The sequence below is a fragment of the Rhodococcus sp. 27YEA15 genome, from assembly GCF_049739425.1.
Lineage (GTDB): Bacteria > Actinomycetota > Actinomycetes > Mycobacteriales > Mycobacteriaceae > Rhodococcus_F.
Genome location: NZ_JBMHHW010000001.1, coordinates 385558 through 402027, shown reverse-complemented (window position 1 = coordinate 402027; position 16470 = coordinate 385558). Strand labels below are relative to the sequence as shown.

Annotated in this window: 13 protein-coding genes; 5 read left to right on the top strand and 8 right to left on the bottom strand. The window is 65.0% G+C overall.

Annotated elements, in window-relative coordinates; translation table 11 throughout:
• Positions 1-6 precede the first annotated feature (6 nt).
• The 3 genes from purB to ABH922_RS01830 all read right to left on the bottom strand — a co-directional run bounded on the left by purB (position 7) and on the right by ABH922_RS01830 (position 3332).
• Complete coding sequence (purB, locus tag ABH922_RS01840; RefSeq protein ID WP_424805309.1) at positions 7-1428, bottom strand: adenylosuccinate lyase; 1422 nt, start codon at positions 1426-1428, stop codon at positions 7-9.
• 34 nt (positions 1429-1462) lie between these two features.
• A complete protein-coding gene (locus tag ABH922_RS01835; protein WP_424805308.1) occupies positions 1463-2074 on the bottom strand; it encodes a TetR/AcrR family transcriptional regulator in 612 nt (203 codons plus the stop codon).
• A gap of 97 nt (positions 2075-2171) precedes the next feature.
• Complete coding sequence (locus ABH922_RS01830) at positions 2172-3332, bottom strand: pyridoxal phosphate-dependent aminotransferase (protein ID WP_424805307.1); 1161 nt, start codon at positions 3330-3332, stop codon at positions 2172-2174.
• Between the two features lie 162 nt (positions 3333-3494).
• Here ABH922_RS01830 and ABH922_RS01825 point away from each other — a divergent pair, with 162 nt between their 5' ends.
• From ABH922_RS01825 to ABH922_RS01815, 3 genes are all read left to right on the top strand, one after another.
• A complete protein-coding gene (locus ABH922_RS01825; RefSeq protein WP_424805306.1) occupies positions 3495-5108 on the top strand; it encodes an ABC transporter substrate-binding protein in 1614 nt (537 codons plus the stop codon).
• Positions 5109-5159: 51 nt separating this feature from the next.
• Positions 5160-8528: a serine hydrolase gene (locus ABH922_RS01820; RefSeq protein WP_424805305.1), complete on the top strand. Its 3369-nt coding sequence runs from the start codon at positions 5160-5162 to the stop codon at positions 8526-8528.
• A gap of 77 nt (positions 8529-8605) precedes the next feature.
• Complete coding sequence (locus tag ABH922_RS01815; protein WP_424805304.1) at positions 8606-9952, top strand: serine hydrolase domain-containing protein; 1347 nt, start codon at positions 8606-8608, stop codon at positions 9950-9952.
• A gap of 95 nt (positions 9953-10047) precedes the next feature.
• Here the strand turns inward: ABH922_RS01815 and ABH922_RS01810 are convergent, their stop codons facing one another.
• Positions 10048-10797 (bottom strand): S1 family peptidase, encoded by a 750-nt coding sequence (locus tag ABH922_RS01810; RefSeq protein ID WP_424805303.1) that lies wholly within the window; start codon positions 10795-10797, stop codon positions 10048-10050.
• A gap of 199 nt (positions 10798-10996) precedes the next feature.
• Positions 10997-11671, bottom strand: a complete 675-nt coding sequence (locus ABH922_RS01805; protein ID WP_424809524.1) for a response regulator transcription factor — start codon at positions 11669-11671, stop codon at positions 10997-10999.
• Positions 11672-11793: 122 nt separating this feature from the next.
• Here ABH922_RS01805 and ABH922_RS01800 point away from each other — a divergent pair, with 122 nt between their 5' ends.
• Positions 11794-12600 (top strand): phosphatase PAP2 family protein, encoded by an 807-nt coding sequence (locus ABH922_RS01800; protein ID WP_424805302.1) that lies wholly within the window; start codon positions 11794-11796, stop codon positions 12598-12600.
• Between the two features lie 18 nt (positions 12601-12618).
• Here the strand turns inward: ABH922_RS01800 and ABH922_RS01795 are convergent, their stop codons facing one another.
• Positions 12619-13698 (bottom strand): ABC transporter substrate-binding protein, encoded by a 1080-nt coding sequence (locus tag ABH922_RS01795; RefSeq protein WP_424805301.1) that lies wholly within the window; start codon positions 13696-13698, stop codon positions 12619-12621.
• Entirely contained in the window at positions 13685-14476 is a 792-nt protein-coding gene (locus tag ABH922_RS01790; RefSeq protein WP_424805300.1) for a class I SAM-dependent methyltransferase, read from the bottom strand. The genes ABH922_RS01795 and ABH922_RS01790 overlap by 14 nt, the downstream gene beginning before the upstream one ends.
• A gap of 121 nt (positions 14477-14597) precedes the next feature.
• On the opposite strand from ABH922_RS01790, the gene ABH922_RS01785 reads away from it, so the two are divergent.
• On the top strand, positions 14598-15053 hold the full coding sequence (locus tag ABH922_RS01785; protein ID WP_424805299.1) for a MarR family winged helix-turn-helix transcriptional regulator: 456 nt from the start codon (positions 14598-14600) through the stop codon (positions 15051-15053).
• Between the two features lie 78 nt (positions 15054-15131).
• Here ABH922_RS01785 and purD read toward each other — a convergent pair whose 3' ends face one another.
• Positions 15132-16388 carry a phosphoribosylamine--glycine ligase gene (gene purD / locus ABH922_RS01780; protein ID WP_424805298.1) on the bottom strand — a complete coding sequence of 419 codons (1257 nt, stop codon included), beginning with the start codon at positions 16386-16388 and terminating at the stop codon, positions 15132-15134.
• Positions 16389-16470: the final 82 nt, after the last annotated feature.

Here is a 16470-nt window from a genome sequence, read left to right as displayed (position 1 = left end):
CACCCCTTACAGGATCGGCGACGGCGCGTACGCCGCTGCTTCGGGGTTGGCGTCGACGAGCGCGCGTACCTCGGCGACGACGGCGTCGACCTGCGCGGACGCGGCGCCGACGAAGGCGGCCTTGTCGGCGAGTGCCTCGTCGAGTGCCGCGCGGTCGAGCGGCAGACGGTCGTCGGCGGCCAGGCGGTCGAGTAGATCCGGTTCCTTGCCTTCCTCACGCATCGCCAACGCGACGGCGACCGCGTTCTCCTTGATGGCTTCGTGCGCGGTCTCGCGTCCGACGCCGGCGCGCACTGCGGCCATGAGCACGCGGGTGGTGGCGAGGAACGGCAGGTAGCGGGTCAGTTCCTTCTCGATGACGGCCGGGTAGGCACCCATCTCGATCAGCACGGTCAGGAAGGTCTCGAACATGCCGTCGATCGCGAAGAACGCATCGGGCAGTGCGACGCGACGGACGACGGAGCAGAAGACGTCGCCCTCGTTCCACTGCGCACCGGCGAGCTCGGCGGCCATCGAGCCGTAGCCGCGCAGGATGACCTGCAGTCCGTTGACACGCTCGCAGGAACGGGTGTTCATCTTGTGCGGCATGGCGGAGCTGCCGACCTGGCCGGGCTGGAAGCCTTCGGTGACCAGCTCGTGGCCGGCCATCAGACGGATGGTGTGTGCGAACGACGACGGTCCGGCACCTACCTGCACGAGCGCGGAGACCACGTCGTGATCGAGCGAGCGCGGATACACCTGGCCGACGCTGGTGAGTACGTGTGCGAATCCGAGATGCTGCGCGACTTTGGCTTCGAGCTGTTCGAGCTTGTCCGCATCGCCGTCGAGGAGGTCGAGCATGTCCTGGGCGGTACCCATCGGTCCCTTGATTCCGCGCAGCGGGTAGCGGTCGATCAACTCCCGCAGACGGGTCAGTGCCACCAGCAGCTCGTCGGCGGCGGACGCGAAACGCTTGCCCAACGTGGTGGCCTGCGCGGCAACGTTGTGCGAGCGGCCTGCCATCACGATGGTGGAGTACTCGGCCGCGCGCTCACCGAGACGAGCGGCCACGGCGATGCCGTGGCTGTAGACGTGCTCGAGGGAGCGGACGATCTGCAGCTGTTCGACATTCTCGGTGAGGTCGCGGCTGGTCATACCCTTGTGGACCTGTTCGTGCCCGGCCAGGGCGTTGAACTCTTCGATCCGTGCCTTGACGTCGTGACGGGTGATCCGCTCGCGGTCGGCGATCGATTCCAGGTCGACGTTGTCGATGACCCGCTCGTAGTCGTCGATGGCACCGGCAGGAATGTCGATCCCCAGTTCGGCTTGCGCCCGCAGCACCGCCACCCACAGCTGACGCTCGAGGACGATCTTGTACTCGGGCGACCACAGAGCGCTGAGCTCCGCAGAAGCGTATCGGTTGGCAAGGACATTCGGGATGCGGGTCACGAGATCTCAGTCTAACGGGGGCCGAAGTGCACCGTTACTCCTGCACGGGAGGCGCCATGAGGTCTATCGATTCGAGCAGCATTCGGCGGGCCATGCTGCGCGGATCGGGGTCGTATTCCGCGAGCGCGGTGATCATGGCGCCGTCGACCATGGCCACCAGATGACGCAATCGGCTCTCGTCGACGCTGCGGCCGGAGCGTCGGAGCGCGTCGACGAGGACGTCGTCGAACTGGGCGCGTAGCCGCAACTGCACTTCGCGTAGACCTCGATGGCGGGCGGACGCCATGAATCGTTCGTAGCGAGCGATCATGCGTTCGCGACTTTCCGGCCGTGCCTCGTCTGCACCCAGCAAGAGCCCGCCGAGTAGATCGACAGTCGATTCCGCGTCGCGCCCGTAGTCCTGCACGGCCGCCACCCGAGCGCGCATCCATTCGACCTCCGCTTCGCCGTTCAGCTCGACAGCACAGGCGATGAGGTCGTCGAGTGAATCGAAGTAGTAGGTGGTCGACGCCAGCGGCAGATCGGCTCTGGTGGCGACCGCACGATGCCGGACGGCGTCGAACCCGCCTTCGAGCAGGAGTTCAGCGGCCGCCGCGACAAGCGCCTGGCGACGTCTTTCGCCTTTGGGTGTTGCTGCGGAGCACACCCCGATATCGTGCCAGTCGCCGTCGCCGCGCACGGGAAAACGGCGGCACATGTCGACCTCGGGACGAACCGACCGCAGGACCGACCGCCACAGGGCACTAACCGAGCCAGGACTTCAGTCTGACCATCGCCTCGTCGATGTCCGCGGTGGCGCCCGCGAAGGAGAGTCGTACCTTTCGGTTTCCGTCGACGGTGTCGAAGTCGATTCCGGGGGCGAGTGCGACGCCGGTATCGGCGAGAAGTCGCGAGCACCAGGCGGTGGCGCCGTCGCCGTCGCAGAGGTGTCCGATGTCGGCGTAGACGTAGAACGCCCCGTCGGCCGGCGCGAGTTCGGTGATGCCGAGTTCCGGCAGGCCGGTCAACAACAGTTCGCGGTTGACCGCATACCGTTCGACATGGCTGTCGAGTTCGATGCGGGACTGAGCCGAGAACGCTTCGATCGCCGCGTACTGGGAGATCGCGGGCGGGCACACCGTCATGTTCGACGCGAGTCGCTGCAGCGGGCGGCGCAGGTAGGTAGGCACCAGCATCCAGCCGAGCCGCCACCCCGTCATCGAGAAGTACTTGGAGACGGAACCGATCACGACCGATTCGCGGGAGGTCTCCCAGGCGCTGGCGGTGTGCTGATCGCCGTACTCGATGCCGTGGTAGATCTCGTCGGAGACGAGCAGTGTTCCGTGGGCGTCGCACCAGGTGGCCAGGGCGGCGAGTTCCTCGGGGGCGATGACGGTGCCCGTCGGGTTGGCGGGGCTGGCGACGATCAGGCCGGCAGGCGGGGACGGTAGCGCTTCGAGCATCTCGACGGTCGGCTGGTAGCGGGTGGCAGGACCACAGTCCAATTCCACGACGTCGCATCCGAGCGCCGCGAGGGTGTTGCGGTAGGCCGGATATCCGGGGCGGGCGACGACGACGGTGTCCCCGGCGTCGAACGCTGCGAGGAAGAGCAGTGTGAAGGCGCCGGACGAGCCGGTGGTCACGACCACGTCGTCGGCGTCGACAGCGATTCCCGAGCGTTCACCGTGATAGTTCGCTATTGCTTCGCGTAGCGGCAGAATGCCGAAGGTCTCGGTGTATCCGAGCAGTTCGGTACCGAGAATCTCTTTCGTCGCGCGCAGAACGGGGGCGGGCGCCGGGGTGGACGGTTGACCGGCGGCGAGGGTGAGCACGTCGCCGTGCGTCCGTTGGCGTTCGGTGGCGGCCTTCCACACATCCATGACGTGGAAGGTCTGTATTTCTGATCGACGAGATTCTGAGCGCACCCTCCGACGCTAGCCGAAACGCGGTTCCGAACGTATTCGCGTGTGCCGATAGTGACGATCGAACAGATTCCGGCACTGAGCATGGGTCGATTCAACGAGATCTGTGCCACGTAGTCCACGCACCATTGATCGAGGAAACCCTTCGGAAAAAAGGTGCATCAGATGAAAGCTCGCTCCGTGCCCGCCGCGGCTCTGGCCACGATCGGCGTTCTCGCGCTCGCTTCGTGCGGAAGTTCGACCAGTAGCGGTACCGGCGCGTCTTCCGGCGACTACGCCCAGGACGGCAGTTTCACAACGATCGTGGACACCGATCCCGGCAACCTTCATCCCCTGATCACCAACCTCGTCTCGACTCAGGTGATCAACTCGTACACCAACGACTCACTGATCTGGGTCGACACGAAGACCCGCGCCACCAAGCCTTATCTGGCCGAGAAGTGGGCCGACAACGGATCTTCCTTGAGCTTCACGCTCAAGAAGGGCATCACCTGCCAGGACGGCACCGAGTTCACCGCTCAGACTGCGGCGAACAACATCAACTGGGTGGTCGACAAGAAGAATGCGTCGCCGTGGCTGGGATCGTCGGTCCCCGAAACCGTGACCGCTTCTGCCGACGGTGACGAACTGACCGTGACGACGTCGGCACCGGCGCCGTTCCTCCTCGAGCGCGTCGGAGCGCTCAAGCTGGCCTGCCAGGCCGCACTCGACGATCCGACCAGCGTTCGTAACAGCAGCAACGGAACCGGCCTGTTCAAGGTCACCGAAGTTGTCGCCAACGACCACGTCACGTTGGAGCGCCGCGACGGCTACAACTGGGGCCCGAACGGTGAAACCACCTCCGAGACAGCCGGAGTGCCCAAGACCGTCACCATCAAGGTGGTCACCGACGCCTCCACGACGGCGAACCTGGTCATGACCGGATCGGTCAACGCGGCTCCGGTCGGCGGCGCGGACCTCGAGCGGGTCGAAGCAGCCGGCCTCGAATCCATGACGTCCAACACCCTGTCCGGGCAGTTCATCTTCAACCACAACGCAGCCGTCCCCACCAAGGACGAGGCGGTACGTAAAGCACTGGTGCAGGCAATCGATCTCGACGACTACACGGAGATCAACACCGGCGGCAAGGGTGCCCGCGCCACGGCGTTGGCAGTCACGGATCCGCGAGCGTGCGACTACGACAGCGTCACCGGCGCAGTGCCGACGTTCGACATGGCAGCAGCGAAGAAGGGTCTCGACGACGCCGGCTGGAAGCCAGGCTCCGACGGGGTACGCGCCAAGGACGGCAAGAAGCTCGAGCTGACCGTCATCTTCGCCAACTTCCGCGACACCACTTCGGCGGCAGCGGAATACGCGATGAAGCAGTGGGAAGAACTCGGCGCCAAGATCGAACTGCGCGGCGGCGACAACAACTTCATCATCTCCAACACGTTCGCAGCCAAGGATCTGACCGGCTGGTCCATCTCCATCGGACTGACGTTCCAGAGCGACACCCCGAGCATCTTCGTTCCGTACTTCGCCGGTCCGTTCTCCCCGGAAGGCATCAACTTCGCCTCGGTCGACAACCCGGCTTACACCGAATTGACCAAGAAGGCAACGAGTCTGCCCGGTCAGGAATCCTGCCCGGCATGGAAGGAAGCGGAGCAGGCCCTGTTCACGGCGTCGGATCTCCTCCCGGTCTCCACGTCACCGAACTTCATGTTCTTCAACAACGCGACGTCGATCTTCGCGCCATTCGGCCCCATCTTGGCCGGGCCGGGCGTGCGTGTGCTGAAATAGGCTAGAAGACATTGCTTTTCATCTGACAATTCTCAGTTCCGAAGGATTTACATGACTGACCGTCCATTTTCGCTCGATGACCTTCGCAGCGTGGTCACCCCCACCGATACGTCTATCTCGCCGGACGGCACAGTCGTCGTCTTCGTTCGCTCCGAAATTGTTGCAGGAAAAGCATCTACATCGCTGTGGACCGTCTCCGCGGGCAGCAAGGCTCGTCGCCTCACCGCAGGCCCCGCCGATTCCGCGCCGCGGTTCTCCCCCGACGGAACCACCGTCGCCTTCCTCCGCACGGCCGACGGCACACCACAGCTCCATCTCCTCCCGCTCGACGGTGGTGAGTCCGAAATCCTCACCACCGCTGCGGATCTTCCGCTCGGTGCCGGTGCCGCCTCGTGGAGCCCGGACGGAACGGCCATCGCGTTCAGTGCGGCCGTGTCCCGTTCGGATTCCACGGACCCGAACCGCCCGCTCGTCACCGACACGCTCGGATACAAGTCCGACGGTGTCGGCTGGCTCGGAACACACCGCGCGCATGTGCACACGGTCACCTTGGCGTCCAAGGCAGTTCGGCGTCTGACCGACGGCGACTGGAACGCCGACGCACCGTCGTGGTCCCCCGACGGCAGTGCGCTCGCCTTCACCGCGAACCTGGAGCCGGACAGCGACCTGACTCTCGCGTTCAGCGCCTACCGCGTCATCGTCGGCGATCCTTCGGTACCGCCGCAGAAGCTCGGTCACGCCACGGGTACACCTGGCAAGCTCCTGTGGCACGCGAGCGGCGACTCGGTAGTCGCCATGGGCACGCCGGAGATGCGGATCGGAACCTGCGACCTGATCCGCCTCTGCGTCCCCGGCGCAACCGAGACCGCTGTCGACGTCACGCTGACCGCGCATCTCGACCGCAACGTGATGCCAGGAGCCCCCGGATATCCGGGCGGCACTCCGGCATTGACCGACACGAACGACGAGGTCGTGTTCTGCCTTCGCGATCGCGGGTGGACACATCTGTACGCCGTCGACGTCGAGACGGGAACGACCCGTCCGATCGTCGCCAACCCCAACGAGGTCGTCTCGGCGCTGTCGGTGGCCAGAGGCGCCCGCGTCGCGTCCGTCATCGTCACCACCCAGCACTCGTTCGGCGAGGTCGCGATCGTCGATCTGGACAGCGGCGTCGTCACCACACTGACGAACCTGACTGCCGAGGCACTGCCCGAGGTGAAACTGCTCGCCGCCGAGGAGCGTGAATTCACGATCTCCGACGGCCGAACCGTGCACGGCTGGCTGTTGTCCGACCCCGAAACCGACGGCGCAGCACCGCTTCTCCTCGACATTCACGGTGGACCGCACAACGCCTGGACCGGCGTCGCAGACCCGTACCATCCGGCGCACCAGATCCTGGCATCGCAGGGTTGGCGCATCCTGACCCTCAACCCGCGTGGCTCGGACGGCTACGGCGAGGACTTCATGTACGCCGTCAGCGGCGCGTGGGGCACCGCCGATCAGGCCGACTTCCTCGAGCCGATCGACGCGCTCGTCGCCGAGGGTCTGGTCGACGGTGATCGCCTGGCGGTCACCGGATACAGCTACGGCGGTTACAGCACCTGCCATCTGACGTCGGCGACCGATCGTTTCGCGGCAGCCGTCGCCGGCGGTCTGATCTCGGACTTCGGCGCGATGGCCGGCGTGTGCGACGTCGGTTCGCATCTCGGTGTGCTCGCCACCGGTGTGACGATCTTCGACGACGCGGCCAAGCTCCTGTCCGCCTCCCCCATCGCGGCGGTCAAGAACGTCGTGACGCCGACGCTGATCCTGCACGGCAAGTCCGACGAGCGGTGCCCGCTCGGTCAGGCCGAGGCCTGGTTCTCGGCGCTGCGCCAGCAGCGCGTGCCGACCCGACTGGTGGCGTATCCCGGTGCTACCCACGGCTTCCTGGTCAACGGCACTCTCGATCACCGGATCGACTACAGCGCCCGGCTGATCGAATGGCTGCAGCGCTACACCGGCGCGAAACTGCCGAAGGCCGGCCGGGCCACCGCATCCGCCGGGGCCGACGCCTGGAAGCGTTCGCTGGACGTGCTCCGTGAGCGTTACGGTGTCACGGGTGCTCAGTTCGGTATCCTCACACTCGATTCCGAGGGCAGGGAGATCACCCGCACGACGGTGTCGTCCGGTGTGATCAACGCGAACACCGGCGTGCAGGTGACCGACGACGCCCTGTTCCAGATCGGCTCCATCACCAAGGTGTGGACCACCATGCTGGTCATGCAGTTGGTCGACGAGGGTCTGCTCGACCTCGACGCAACAGTCCGCTCGATCCTGCCGGACTTCGCACTCGAGGACGAGGACACCGCAGCCCGCGTCACGGTTCGCGCACTCCTGAACCATCGCAACGGAATCGACGGCGACCTCTTCATCGACAAGGGGCGCGGCGACGACGTCATCGAACGCTACGTCGACGGCCTGAGCGAGTTCCGTCAGGTGCATCCGCTCGAAGACGGTTTCGCGTACTCGAACTCCGCGTTCGTTCTCGCCGCCCGCGTCGTGGAGGTACTGCGCGGCGGAATCTGGGACGACATTCTCAGGGAACGGATCATCGATCCGCTCGGACTCGAGCACACCGTCACCCTGACCTCCGACGTTCCGAGGTTCTCGGCGTCGGCGGGCCATACGACGAACTCCGTCGTGATGCCGGTGTGGCCGATCACCCGCTCGATGGGTGCTGCCGGTTGCATCACCGCGAGCATCGGTGATCTGCTCACGTTCGCCGAACTCGGACTCCTCGACGGTCGCAGTGTCGACGGTGTTCGGATCGTCTCGGAAGCATCCGCACTCGCGATGCGTACCCCCGAAATCGATCTCAGCGAACTGTTCCCGGACAAGTCCGGCTGGGGCCTGGGCTGGTTCCACGAGAACTGGTCGGGTGAAGAGATTTTCGGTCACGACGGCGGCACCATCGGGCAACACGCCTACTTGCGTATCTTCCCCGAACACAACGTCGCCATCGCCCTGCTGACCAGTGGCGGCAAGGCCGACGGTCTGTACCGCGACCTGTTCACCGAAGCGGCAACGGAATTGGTAGGTCTGGAGCCGCCGAAGGCCCTGCTGCCGGATCTCGCCAGCACCGCCACGCTTCCGGATTCCGTTCTGGGCACGTACAGCTCGGGCGGAATTGCGATCGAGTTCCGACACGGCGACACGAACGAGGAAGCGGTGCTCACCGACCTCAGCGAGGTCGTGCCGGACCCGGAGGCGGACCCGTCCGTCCCCAAGACGAATCAGTCGGTCGTTCCGCTCGTTCCGTCGCAGATCCCGGGCACCTGGACCACCCGCTCGCCTGCTGCGGCCGGCTGGATGACGATCCGTCCGCATCGCGACGGTGTGTACGTTGGATTCCGGTTCCTGCCGCGCGTGAACGCCTGACAGGAGCAGTCACGCCTGACAGCGCCGTGACAACGAACACCGGCACGACACGCTTTACCGAACTCGAGGAATCACATATGCAGGAACAGCTTCAGGAATTGGTCGACCAGTGGCGGGTCGAGGCGAACATCCCCGGCGTCGCCGTCGGCATCGTGCACGGTGACACGGACATCGTGATCACCAGCGGCATCGAGAGCGTCGACACACAACTCCCGGTCACGGACAACACCATGTTCATGATCGGTTCCACCACCAAGGTTTTCGTCGCCACCGCGGCAATGGCCCTCGTGGACGACGGCCTGCTCGATCTCGACACACCGTTGATCGAGTACGTTCCCGAACTGGTCCTCGCCGACGAGGACGCCACCCGCACGGTCACGATGCGCCACCTGCTCACGCACACCGGCGGATTCACCGGCGACGCCAGCCTCATGGCCGGCTGGGGCGAGGACGCACTGGGGCGTTCGGTGTCGCGTCTGAACGAGCTGCGTCAGGAATACCCGGTGGGCGAGGTCTTCTCGTACAGCAACTCGGGTTTCGTTCTCGCCGGTCACGTCATCGCCAAGATCAGCGGCGAGCCGTTCGAGGATTTCCTCGCACGTCGAGTACTCGAGCCGCTGGAGTTGAAGAACTCCGCGTGCCTGCCGTGGGACGTGATGACCCACCGGTTCGCTCTGGGCCACTACATCCGTGACGGTGTTCCGTTCGTGTCCAACGAAACCGGCATCGACCGCGGCATGCTCCCGTGCGGCGGCATGTGGTCCTCGGTGCGCGATCAGCTTCTCTGGGCTCGCTACTCGCTGACCGGGCAGCGTCCGGGTGAGGGTCAGCCGCTCGAGGAGTCCACGCGGCTGCTCATGCAGACCCCGCAGCGACCGGCAGCGCGGATGTTCGAAGAGGTCGGCATCGGCTGGCTGTTGACCCGTCACGGCAGCACTCAGGTGGTGCGCCACGGCGGCAACGTCAGCAACCTGCAGGTCTCCGAGTTCCTGACGGTTCCGGAGAAGAAGTTCGCCGTCACCGTCCTCACCAATGCGTTGGGCGGCGGCATCGGCAAGCGGGTAGTCGACTGGGCACTGGCGAATCTGGCCGAGCTGCCGGTTCCCACCACTCTCGACGCCGTCGAACCCGCACCTGCGGTGCTCGACGCGGTAACCGGCAAGTACCAGGCCGGTTCCCTCGCGATGACGGTTGCCGTCGGCGACGACGGCGGCATCGGTGTGCGGATGGGCAGCGCCCAGGATCTCGGCGAGTACGAGGACATCGTCTGGCCGCCCGCCATTCCGATCGTGTTCGTCGGCGACGGCACCGGTGAGTTCGCGGCGAAAGCCGACGCGACTCGCGTCCTGGGTCGCTTCGTCATCGACGAGAACGGACAGTCGGGTCTGCTCGAATTCGGCGGTCGCACCGCCAAGCGCGTGTAGTCGGCGCAGTCCGGTCAGCGCGTGAGCGAAAGGCGGATGCCGTGAACCCGATCTCGGGTGCACGGCATCCGCCTTGCTGCGTATCGGGCGCGGTGTCAGTAGAGCCGGAATCCACCACCGCGTGCGTTGATGTCGGCCAGTCCGATGGTGATGTCCGCCGAGTTGTCCGGTGCGTGGAACGGCGGCGGGAACGGCTCGAAGCAGTACGGCGGGAACCCGTTGCTGATCAGACCGACCAGACGATCACCGACGACAAGTGGTCCACCCGAGTCACCGGGAATCGAGCAGGTGTGTTCGACGATCTGACCGTAGGCGTGATCGTAACCCCAGGTTATTCCACACGTGGTGCCGGTGGAGCGCCCTTCCTTGCACACGATGGTGCCGAACGACGGTGGGGTTCCGATCCCGTTGATCGTGGTTCCACCGACTGTTCGCGACGGACTCACTTTCGATGCGTCGAGTGCGATCACCGCGATGTCGGAGACCGGACTGACGTAGACGAAGCGACCTATCGGTCCGGCGCCCGGCAGATACTCGGCGAAAACTCGGTCACCTACCTGACCACAGTGTCCTGCGGTGAGTCCGACGAGGGCACCGTTGTTGTCGAATCCGACGGCAGTGAGGGTGCATGCCACAACCGTGTCCGGGTTCGAGTGGTCGACGTCCGGCAGCAGGATTCCGGAACCACCGCCGAGTTGGACCGGCGGCCCGGCGGGTGCGGCCGCGGCGATACCGGCCCCACCGAGCATGGTTGCCAATGATGCGGCTGCAGCGGCGAACAGTAGTCGTAGGCGCAAAGATCCCCCGTATGCTCTGGTCCGGAATATGATGTCTTCTGTCGGCATGGAACTCACAGTGAACGTCAGGACTGCGGCTGTGTGCAACCCCACTCGCGGAGTTCACGGGTCGATCACGGCCCGAGTGTTCACACGATCGACAACCTTCTGGCTGCTCACCGAGCATCCTTGAATCGTCAATCACAATTCGGGCATCGTTATTTTTCTCGCCGAGAGGTCGCCGAGCACCGCCCGGCCGGCGGGGCGTTCAGTCGGATGCGCGAAATCGGTACCCGACTCCCCTGATCGTCTCGATACTGTGGGAGCCGAACGGTGCATCCACTTTTTTTCGTAGATAGCCGACATACACCTCGACGATGTTCTCGTCACCGTCGTAGTTCGTATCCCACACGGACCGCACTATCTCCCTCTTCGTGACCACGACGCCGTTGTTACGCATCAGGAATTCCAGAACGCTGTACTCGCGCGGTGTCAGCATCAGTTCGGTACCCGCCCGGGTCACCTGATGCCTGGCAGGATCGAGCTCGAGATCACCGACGATCAGAACCGTCGGTCTCTGCGGGGCGCCCCGTCGCACCAGCGCACGGAGGCGAGCGAGCAACACGACGAACGAGAACGGTTTTACCAAATAGTCGTCCGCCCCGAGGTCGAACGCGTCGGCCAGATCATATTCACCGTCCTTGGCCGAGAGCATCAAGATCGGTGTCCAGATCTCGCGGGCGCGCAGATCACGCACGATGTCGTAGCCGTGTTTTCCCGGCAGCATGATGTCGAGAACCATGACGTCGAAGTCTTCACTGCTCGCGGTGACGAAGCCCTCGTCACCGCGATGCTCGACAGACGTCACGAACCCCTCGGCGACCAGGCCACGACGGATGGTCTCGGCCAGACGGACCTCGTCTTCGACTACCAGCACCCGCACCCCCGTGGCCCCTTTCGTCGTCCGGTCCTTCGTGCTCACCGTGGTCGAGTAGATCAGAAACCGGCGGGTGGCCGAAACGGGGTTCAGGGTTTCTTCAGCATCGACTGTGCAGACTGCGCACCATGCTCGCAACTGACCCGACTGCACGAACAGCAGTCACCGAAGTGCTCACCGAAAGCGCTACCGCGGAAATCGCGGTGGCCGGCGTGCTGATCGCCGTCGCCCTCTTCGCCGTAGGTGCTTTCCATCGATCGACACATCCTCGATCGGTCGCGCTGCGCTGCGCCGGACTGGTTCTCGCCTTGATCACCCTCTCGGCCCAGGTCCGTCGAAACGGCTGGTTGACCAGCGCCGACAGTCCGGTCACCGACTCGATGGTCAATCATCGCACCGCGATGCTCGATCAGGTGGCGAAAACGGTCACCTCCCTGGGTAGTCCGACGGCAACCGTGGTCGTCGCCGTCGCATTGGGCGCCGTCGTGTCGTGGCAGGCACGGTCGGCTCTTCCCGGCATCGTCGTGATCGGGACAGTAGGCGGCGCATCCGTGATCTGCTCGGCCCTCAAGGCCTTGATCGCCAGAGAACGACCGCCTGTCGGTCTGCACCTGCTGGTCGAGTCCGATCATTCGTTCCCTTCCGGCCACGTGACAGGCACCGGGGCGTTGGCGGGCATCGCGGTCGTCGTGCTCGGTGCGGGGCTGACGGCAACGGTGAGACGTACCCTCGCGGTACTGGCGGTCGCCGTCACGATCCTCGTCGGACTCACCCGCGTGTACCTCGGGGTGCATTGGCTCAGCGACGTCGTCGCCGGGGCCGTGCTCGCCACCCTGGCCGTGACAGTTGGGGCGGCCTTGCTCCGCTTCCTCCACAATCGCCGGTCCGCACCCGCGCACGGCAGGTCTGCGCACCGGGAGGAGATACCGGTATGACGTCGGCGAGGACGCAGCTCAGCTCGTCAACGTCTGCTGCAGGACGGTGAGTACCTCCCGCGCCGCAGTCGGCCCGGTGTTGAGATAGAACACGTCGTCGTCCACGGCCACCGCATGATTCGACACCACTGCCCCCAACTGTGCCCACAGCGGCGCATTGGTGAGCGTCGCGGGGTCACCACCCTGTACGCCGTAGAAAATCCAGTCGGCATCGGCAACGGTCAGTTCCTCTTCGCTGATGTCGCGGGAAGTCTCGCCGAACTGCTGCGACGACGGGCGAGACAAGCCCGCATCCTCGGCGATGCTGCCGGTGAACGACGGAATCCCGAAGATCCGCAGCCGGTTTCCGTTCTGGCGGGTGAACGAGACCGTCGGCGCAGCCGACAGCGACTGCCCGAGTGCGGCCGCATCGGCGTTGAACGCGTCCAAGAGGGCGGTGGCCTGTGCGGTTCGTCCGATACCGTCGGCAACCAGCAAGAAGTCCTGCTTCCAGTTCACACCGGTGCCGGCAGAAGCAACGGTCGGGGCAATGGCCGAGAGCTGTCCGTAGAGCGAATTCGCGTCCTTGCCTGCGACGTTCATCAGGATCAGATCAGGTTCGAGGGCGATGATCGCCTCGAAGTTCGGGGTGAACCGTCCACCCGTGTCGACGACCCGGTCCAGGTCGCTGGAGTACTGCGGATATGCATCCTTCAGATAGGCCGGCACCAACTCCGCGCCGTCGCCGCGCGTCGAGCCGGCCGGAACCACGCCGAGCGAGAGCAGGGCGTCGGCCTGGCCGGTCGAGATGACGACTACCTTCTTCGGCTCCGACTCGATGGTCGTCTCGCCCTGAAAGTGCTTGACAGTGCGGGGAAATACGCCGTCGGCCTGCCCACTGCCCATTCCCGCCGGGACAGTTCGGGGTGCGGCGAAGAACGTCTGCGCCGGGGCCGTGGACGCCTCGGGTGCCGAGTCGGTGTCGGTGGTGGTCGAGCACCCGCCGACGACTAGCGCCAGGGCGAGCGCTCCGATCACTGTAGTGCCCAGATTCTTCCGTCGAAATTTCACGTATTCGTCCTGCCGGTAGTAGGAAATGACGCGATCAGCTGATCCCACTGATCGCAAAGTAGCTGTCACGGCGCAGTATTCGTTTGTGCCACGGCCAGTTCTGGGTACGCGCGGCGGTCACCCACCCCAGATCGCCGATCTCGATGTCGCGCAGCCCGGCATCACGCCAGATAGCCTCCGGCACCGCCATGTCCGCGACCGACGAGAGCGGGGTACCGGAGTTCCTGGTCACCGGCGTCGGGCCGCTCGCGTTGCCGCCGGGAGGAAGCATCCGCAGCATTTTCTGCGCTCGCTCGAATCTGTGTCGATCCGTTCGATGTGTGCTCTCGACGGCACTCACGAGACCACCTTCACCCACCAGGTTCGACCAGGTCTTCACTGCCGCAACAGGGTCCGGCAGCAGCCAGACGAGATTGCGGCTGACGACGGCGTCGACTTCGCCCGCATCGATCGGTGGATTCATCACGTCGCCGAGCCGGACCTCCGCCTTGTCGTATCGGGCCAACCGTTCGGCCGCCTTGGCGCTGCGTGCGGCGGAGAAGTCGATCGCGATGACCTCGAATCCGAGACGGACGAGAATCTCGGAGACATTGCCGAGCCCCGATCCCATGTCGGCCACGCGCGTGACGGGCCGTCCGCCCGGCCGCGATCGCGTGAGCCCGTCGATCACTCCCACCCAGACCGGATGTTCGCGGAAATCCGTTGTTCGCGCATCCGACAGTGGCAACATCGCACCGAGGGTGTCGTGTTGGGCTTCCCAGTATCGACGGATATCGGCGGCCATTCGATCGGCGTCGGTGCCGATCTTGTCGCCCGAAGTGGTCATGGTTGTACCCTCACGCTCGCAGATGGTTAGGTGACCCTACCCTTCGTGAGCCTAAACTATATCTGTGTCAGATATAGTTTTGTGCCGTGAATCACATGTGGCCGATCGTTAGTCTGATTTCGTGCAGACCCCCGACGACGCCTCCCGATCGCTCATCACCGCAACCTTCGAACTGCGGCGCGCTTTACGCGAATACATGGACACGTCCGGCACCGACGAGACACTGCCCGAAGCACAATCGGAGGTCCTGCACGACGTGGCCGATCACCCCGGTACGCGAATCGGTGACGTGGCCAAGCGACTGTCCAGACGGCCCAACACGGTGAGCACCCTGGTCTCCGTCCTCGCCGACAAAGGCCTACTCGAACGCAAACCCGACCCGGCCGACGGTCGCGTCAGCACCCTCTTCGTCAACGGCGAACGGGGTGCACGCCGCGATCGGCGCTCCGAGCTGCGCATCGGCGCTCTCGCTCACGAACTGGCAGCCCTCGGCGAGGAAGAGCTCACCTTGTTGATCGATGCAACAGCAGTCATCGACCGGATCAACCGATCCCTGAGGTTCAACGCACCCCGTTGACCGTGTGCACGAAAAAACAGGGCCGGTGAACGGATTCCGTTCACCGGCCCTGTCGGACGTGATCTTGCACAACCTTTGTCAAGGAAGGGAAATTTTTCCCTCGACGGCGCCGAGACCGATATCCGTACGGAAATGCCCACCGGGCAGTTTCACGGTGCCGATCTTCGCGTACGCGTCGTCGCGGGCCTCGCTCAGATCCTTGCCGACGCCGACCACGCTGAGCACCCGCCCACCGGCCGAGACGACGGCGCCGTCCTCACGCTTCTTGGTTCCGGCATGCAGCACACCCTCGGCTCCCGCACCCGTGATGACGTCACCGGTACGCGGGGTTCCCGGGTAGTTCTCGGCCGCGATCACAACCGTCACCGCCGAACCGTCCCGCCACCGCAGCGGTGCGACGGAATCGAGAGTTCCGGTAGCGGTCGCGTTGAGCAGGCCACCGAGCGGGGTTTCGAGCAGCGCGAGAACAGCCTGGGTTTCCGGGTCACCGAAACGGCAGTTGAACTCCACCACCGCGGGACCGTCGACTCCGACGGCCAGACCTGCGTAGAGAAGACCGGAAAATCCGCTGCCACGAGCAACCAGTTCGGCGGCAACCGGCTTGACCACGTCGTCGACGATCCGCGTGACGACCTCCTCCGGCAACCACGGCAGCGGAGTGTAGGCACCCATGCCTCCGGTGTTGGGGCCGAGATCGCCGTCGCCGACGCGCTTGTGGTCCTGCGCGGGTAGGAGCGGTACCACCGACGTACCGTCCACCAGGCAGAACAGCGAAACTTCCGGGCCGTCGAGGAACGATTCGAGAAGCACCGGATGGCCGGTCTCGAGCAGTTCGGCAGCATGATCGCGAGCGGCCAGGCGGTCCGTCGTGACGACGACTCCCTTGCCCGCGGCAAGCCCGTCGTCCTTGACCACCCAGTTGGGGCCGAACCGGTCGAGAGCTTCGTCGAGTTTGGCGGGGTTGTCCACGATCTCGCTGTGCGCGGTCTTGACACCGGCGACAGCCATCACGTCCTTCGCGAACGCCTTTGACCCTTCGATACGGGCGGCATCGGCGGACGGACCGAAGCAGGCGATCCCGGCCGCACGCACCGCGTCGGCGACACCGAGGACCAGCGGAACTTCGGGGCCGATGACGACGAGGTCGGCGTCGACCTTCTTCGCCAGTGCCGTGACTGCTTCACCGGAAGTTACGTCGACGGGGTGCTGCTCGGCGATTTCCGCGATCCCGGCGTTGCCAGGTGCGCAGATCAGGGCCGTGACACCTGGATCGCGAGCGAGAGAGAGAAGGAGGGCATGTTCACGGGCTCCGGAGCCGATTACGAGTACGCGCACGGTGAACAGACTACTGCGGCACGTGGCACTCAGCTGACAGTCCCTGCCGTACCGCGCGAGTTGTCACGCAACTCGGCAATTC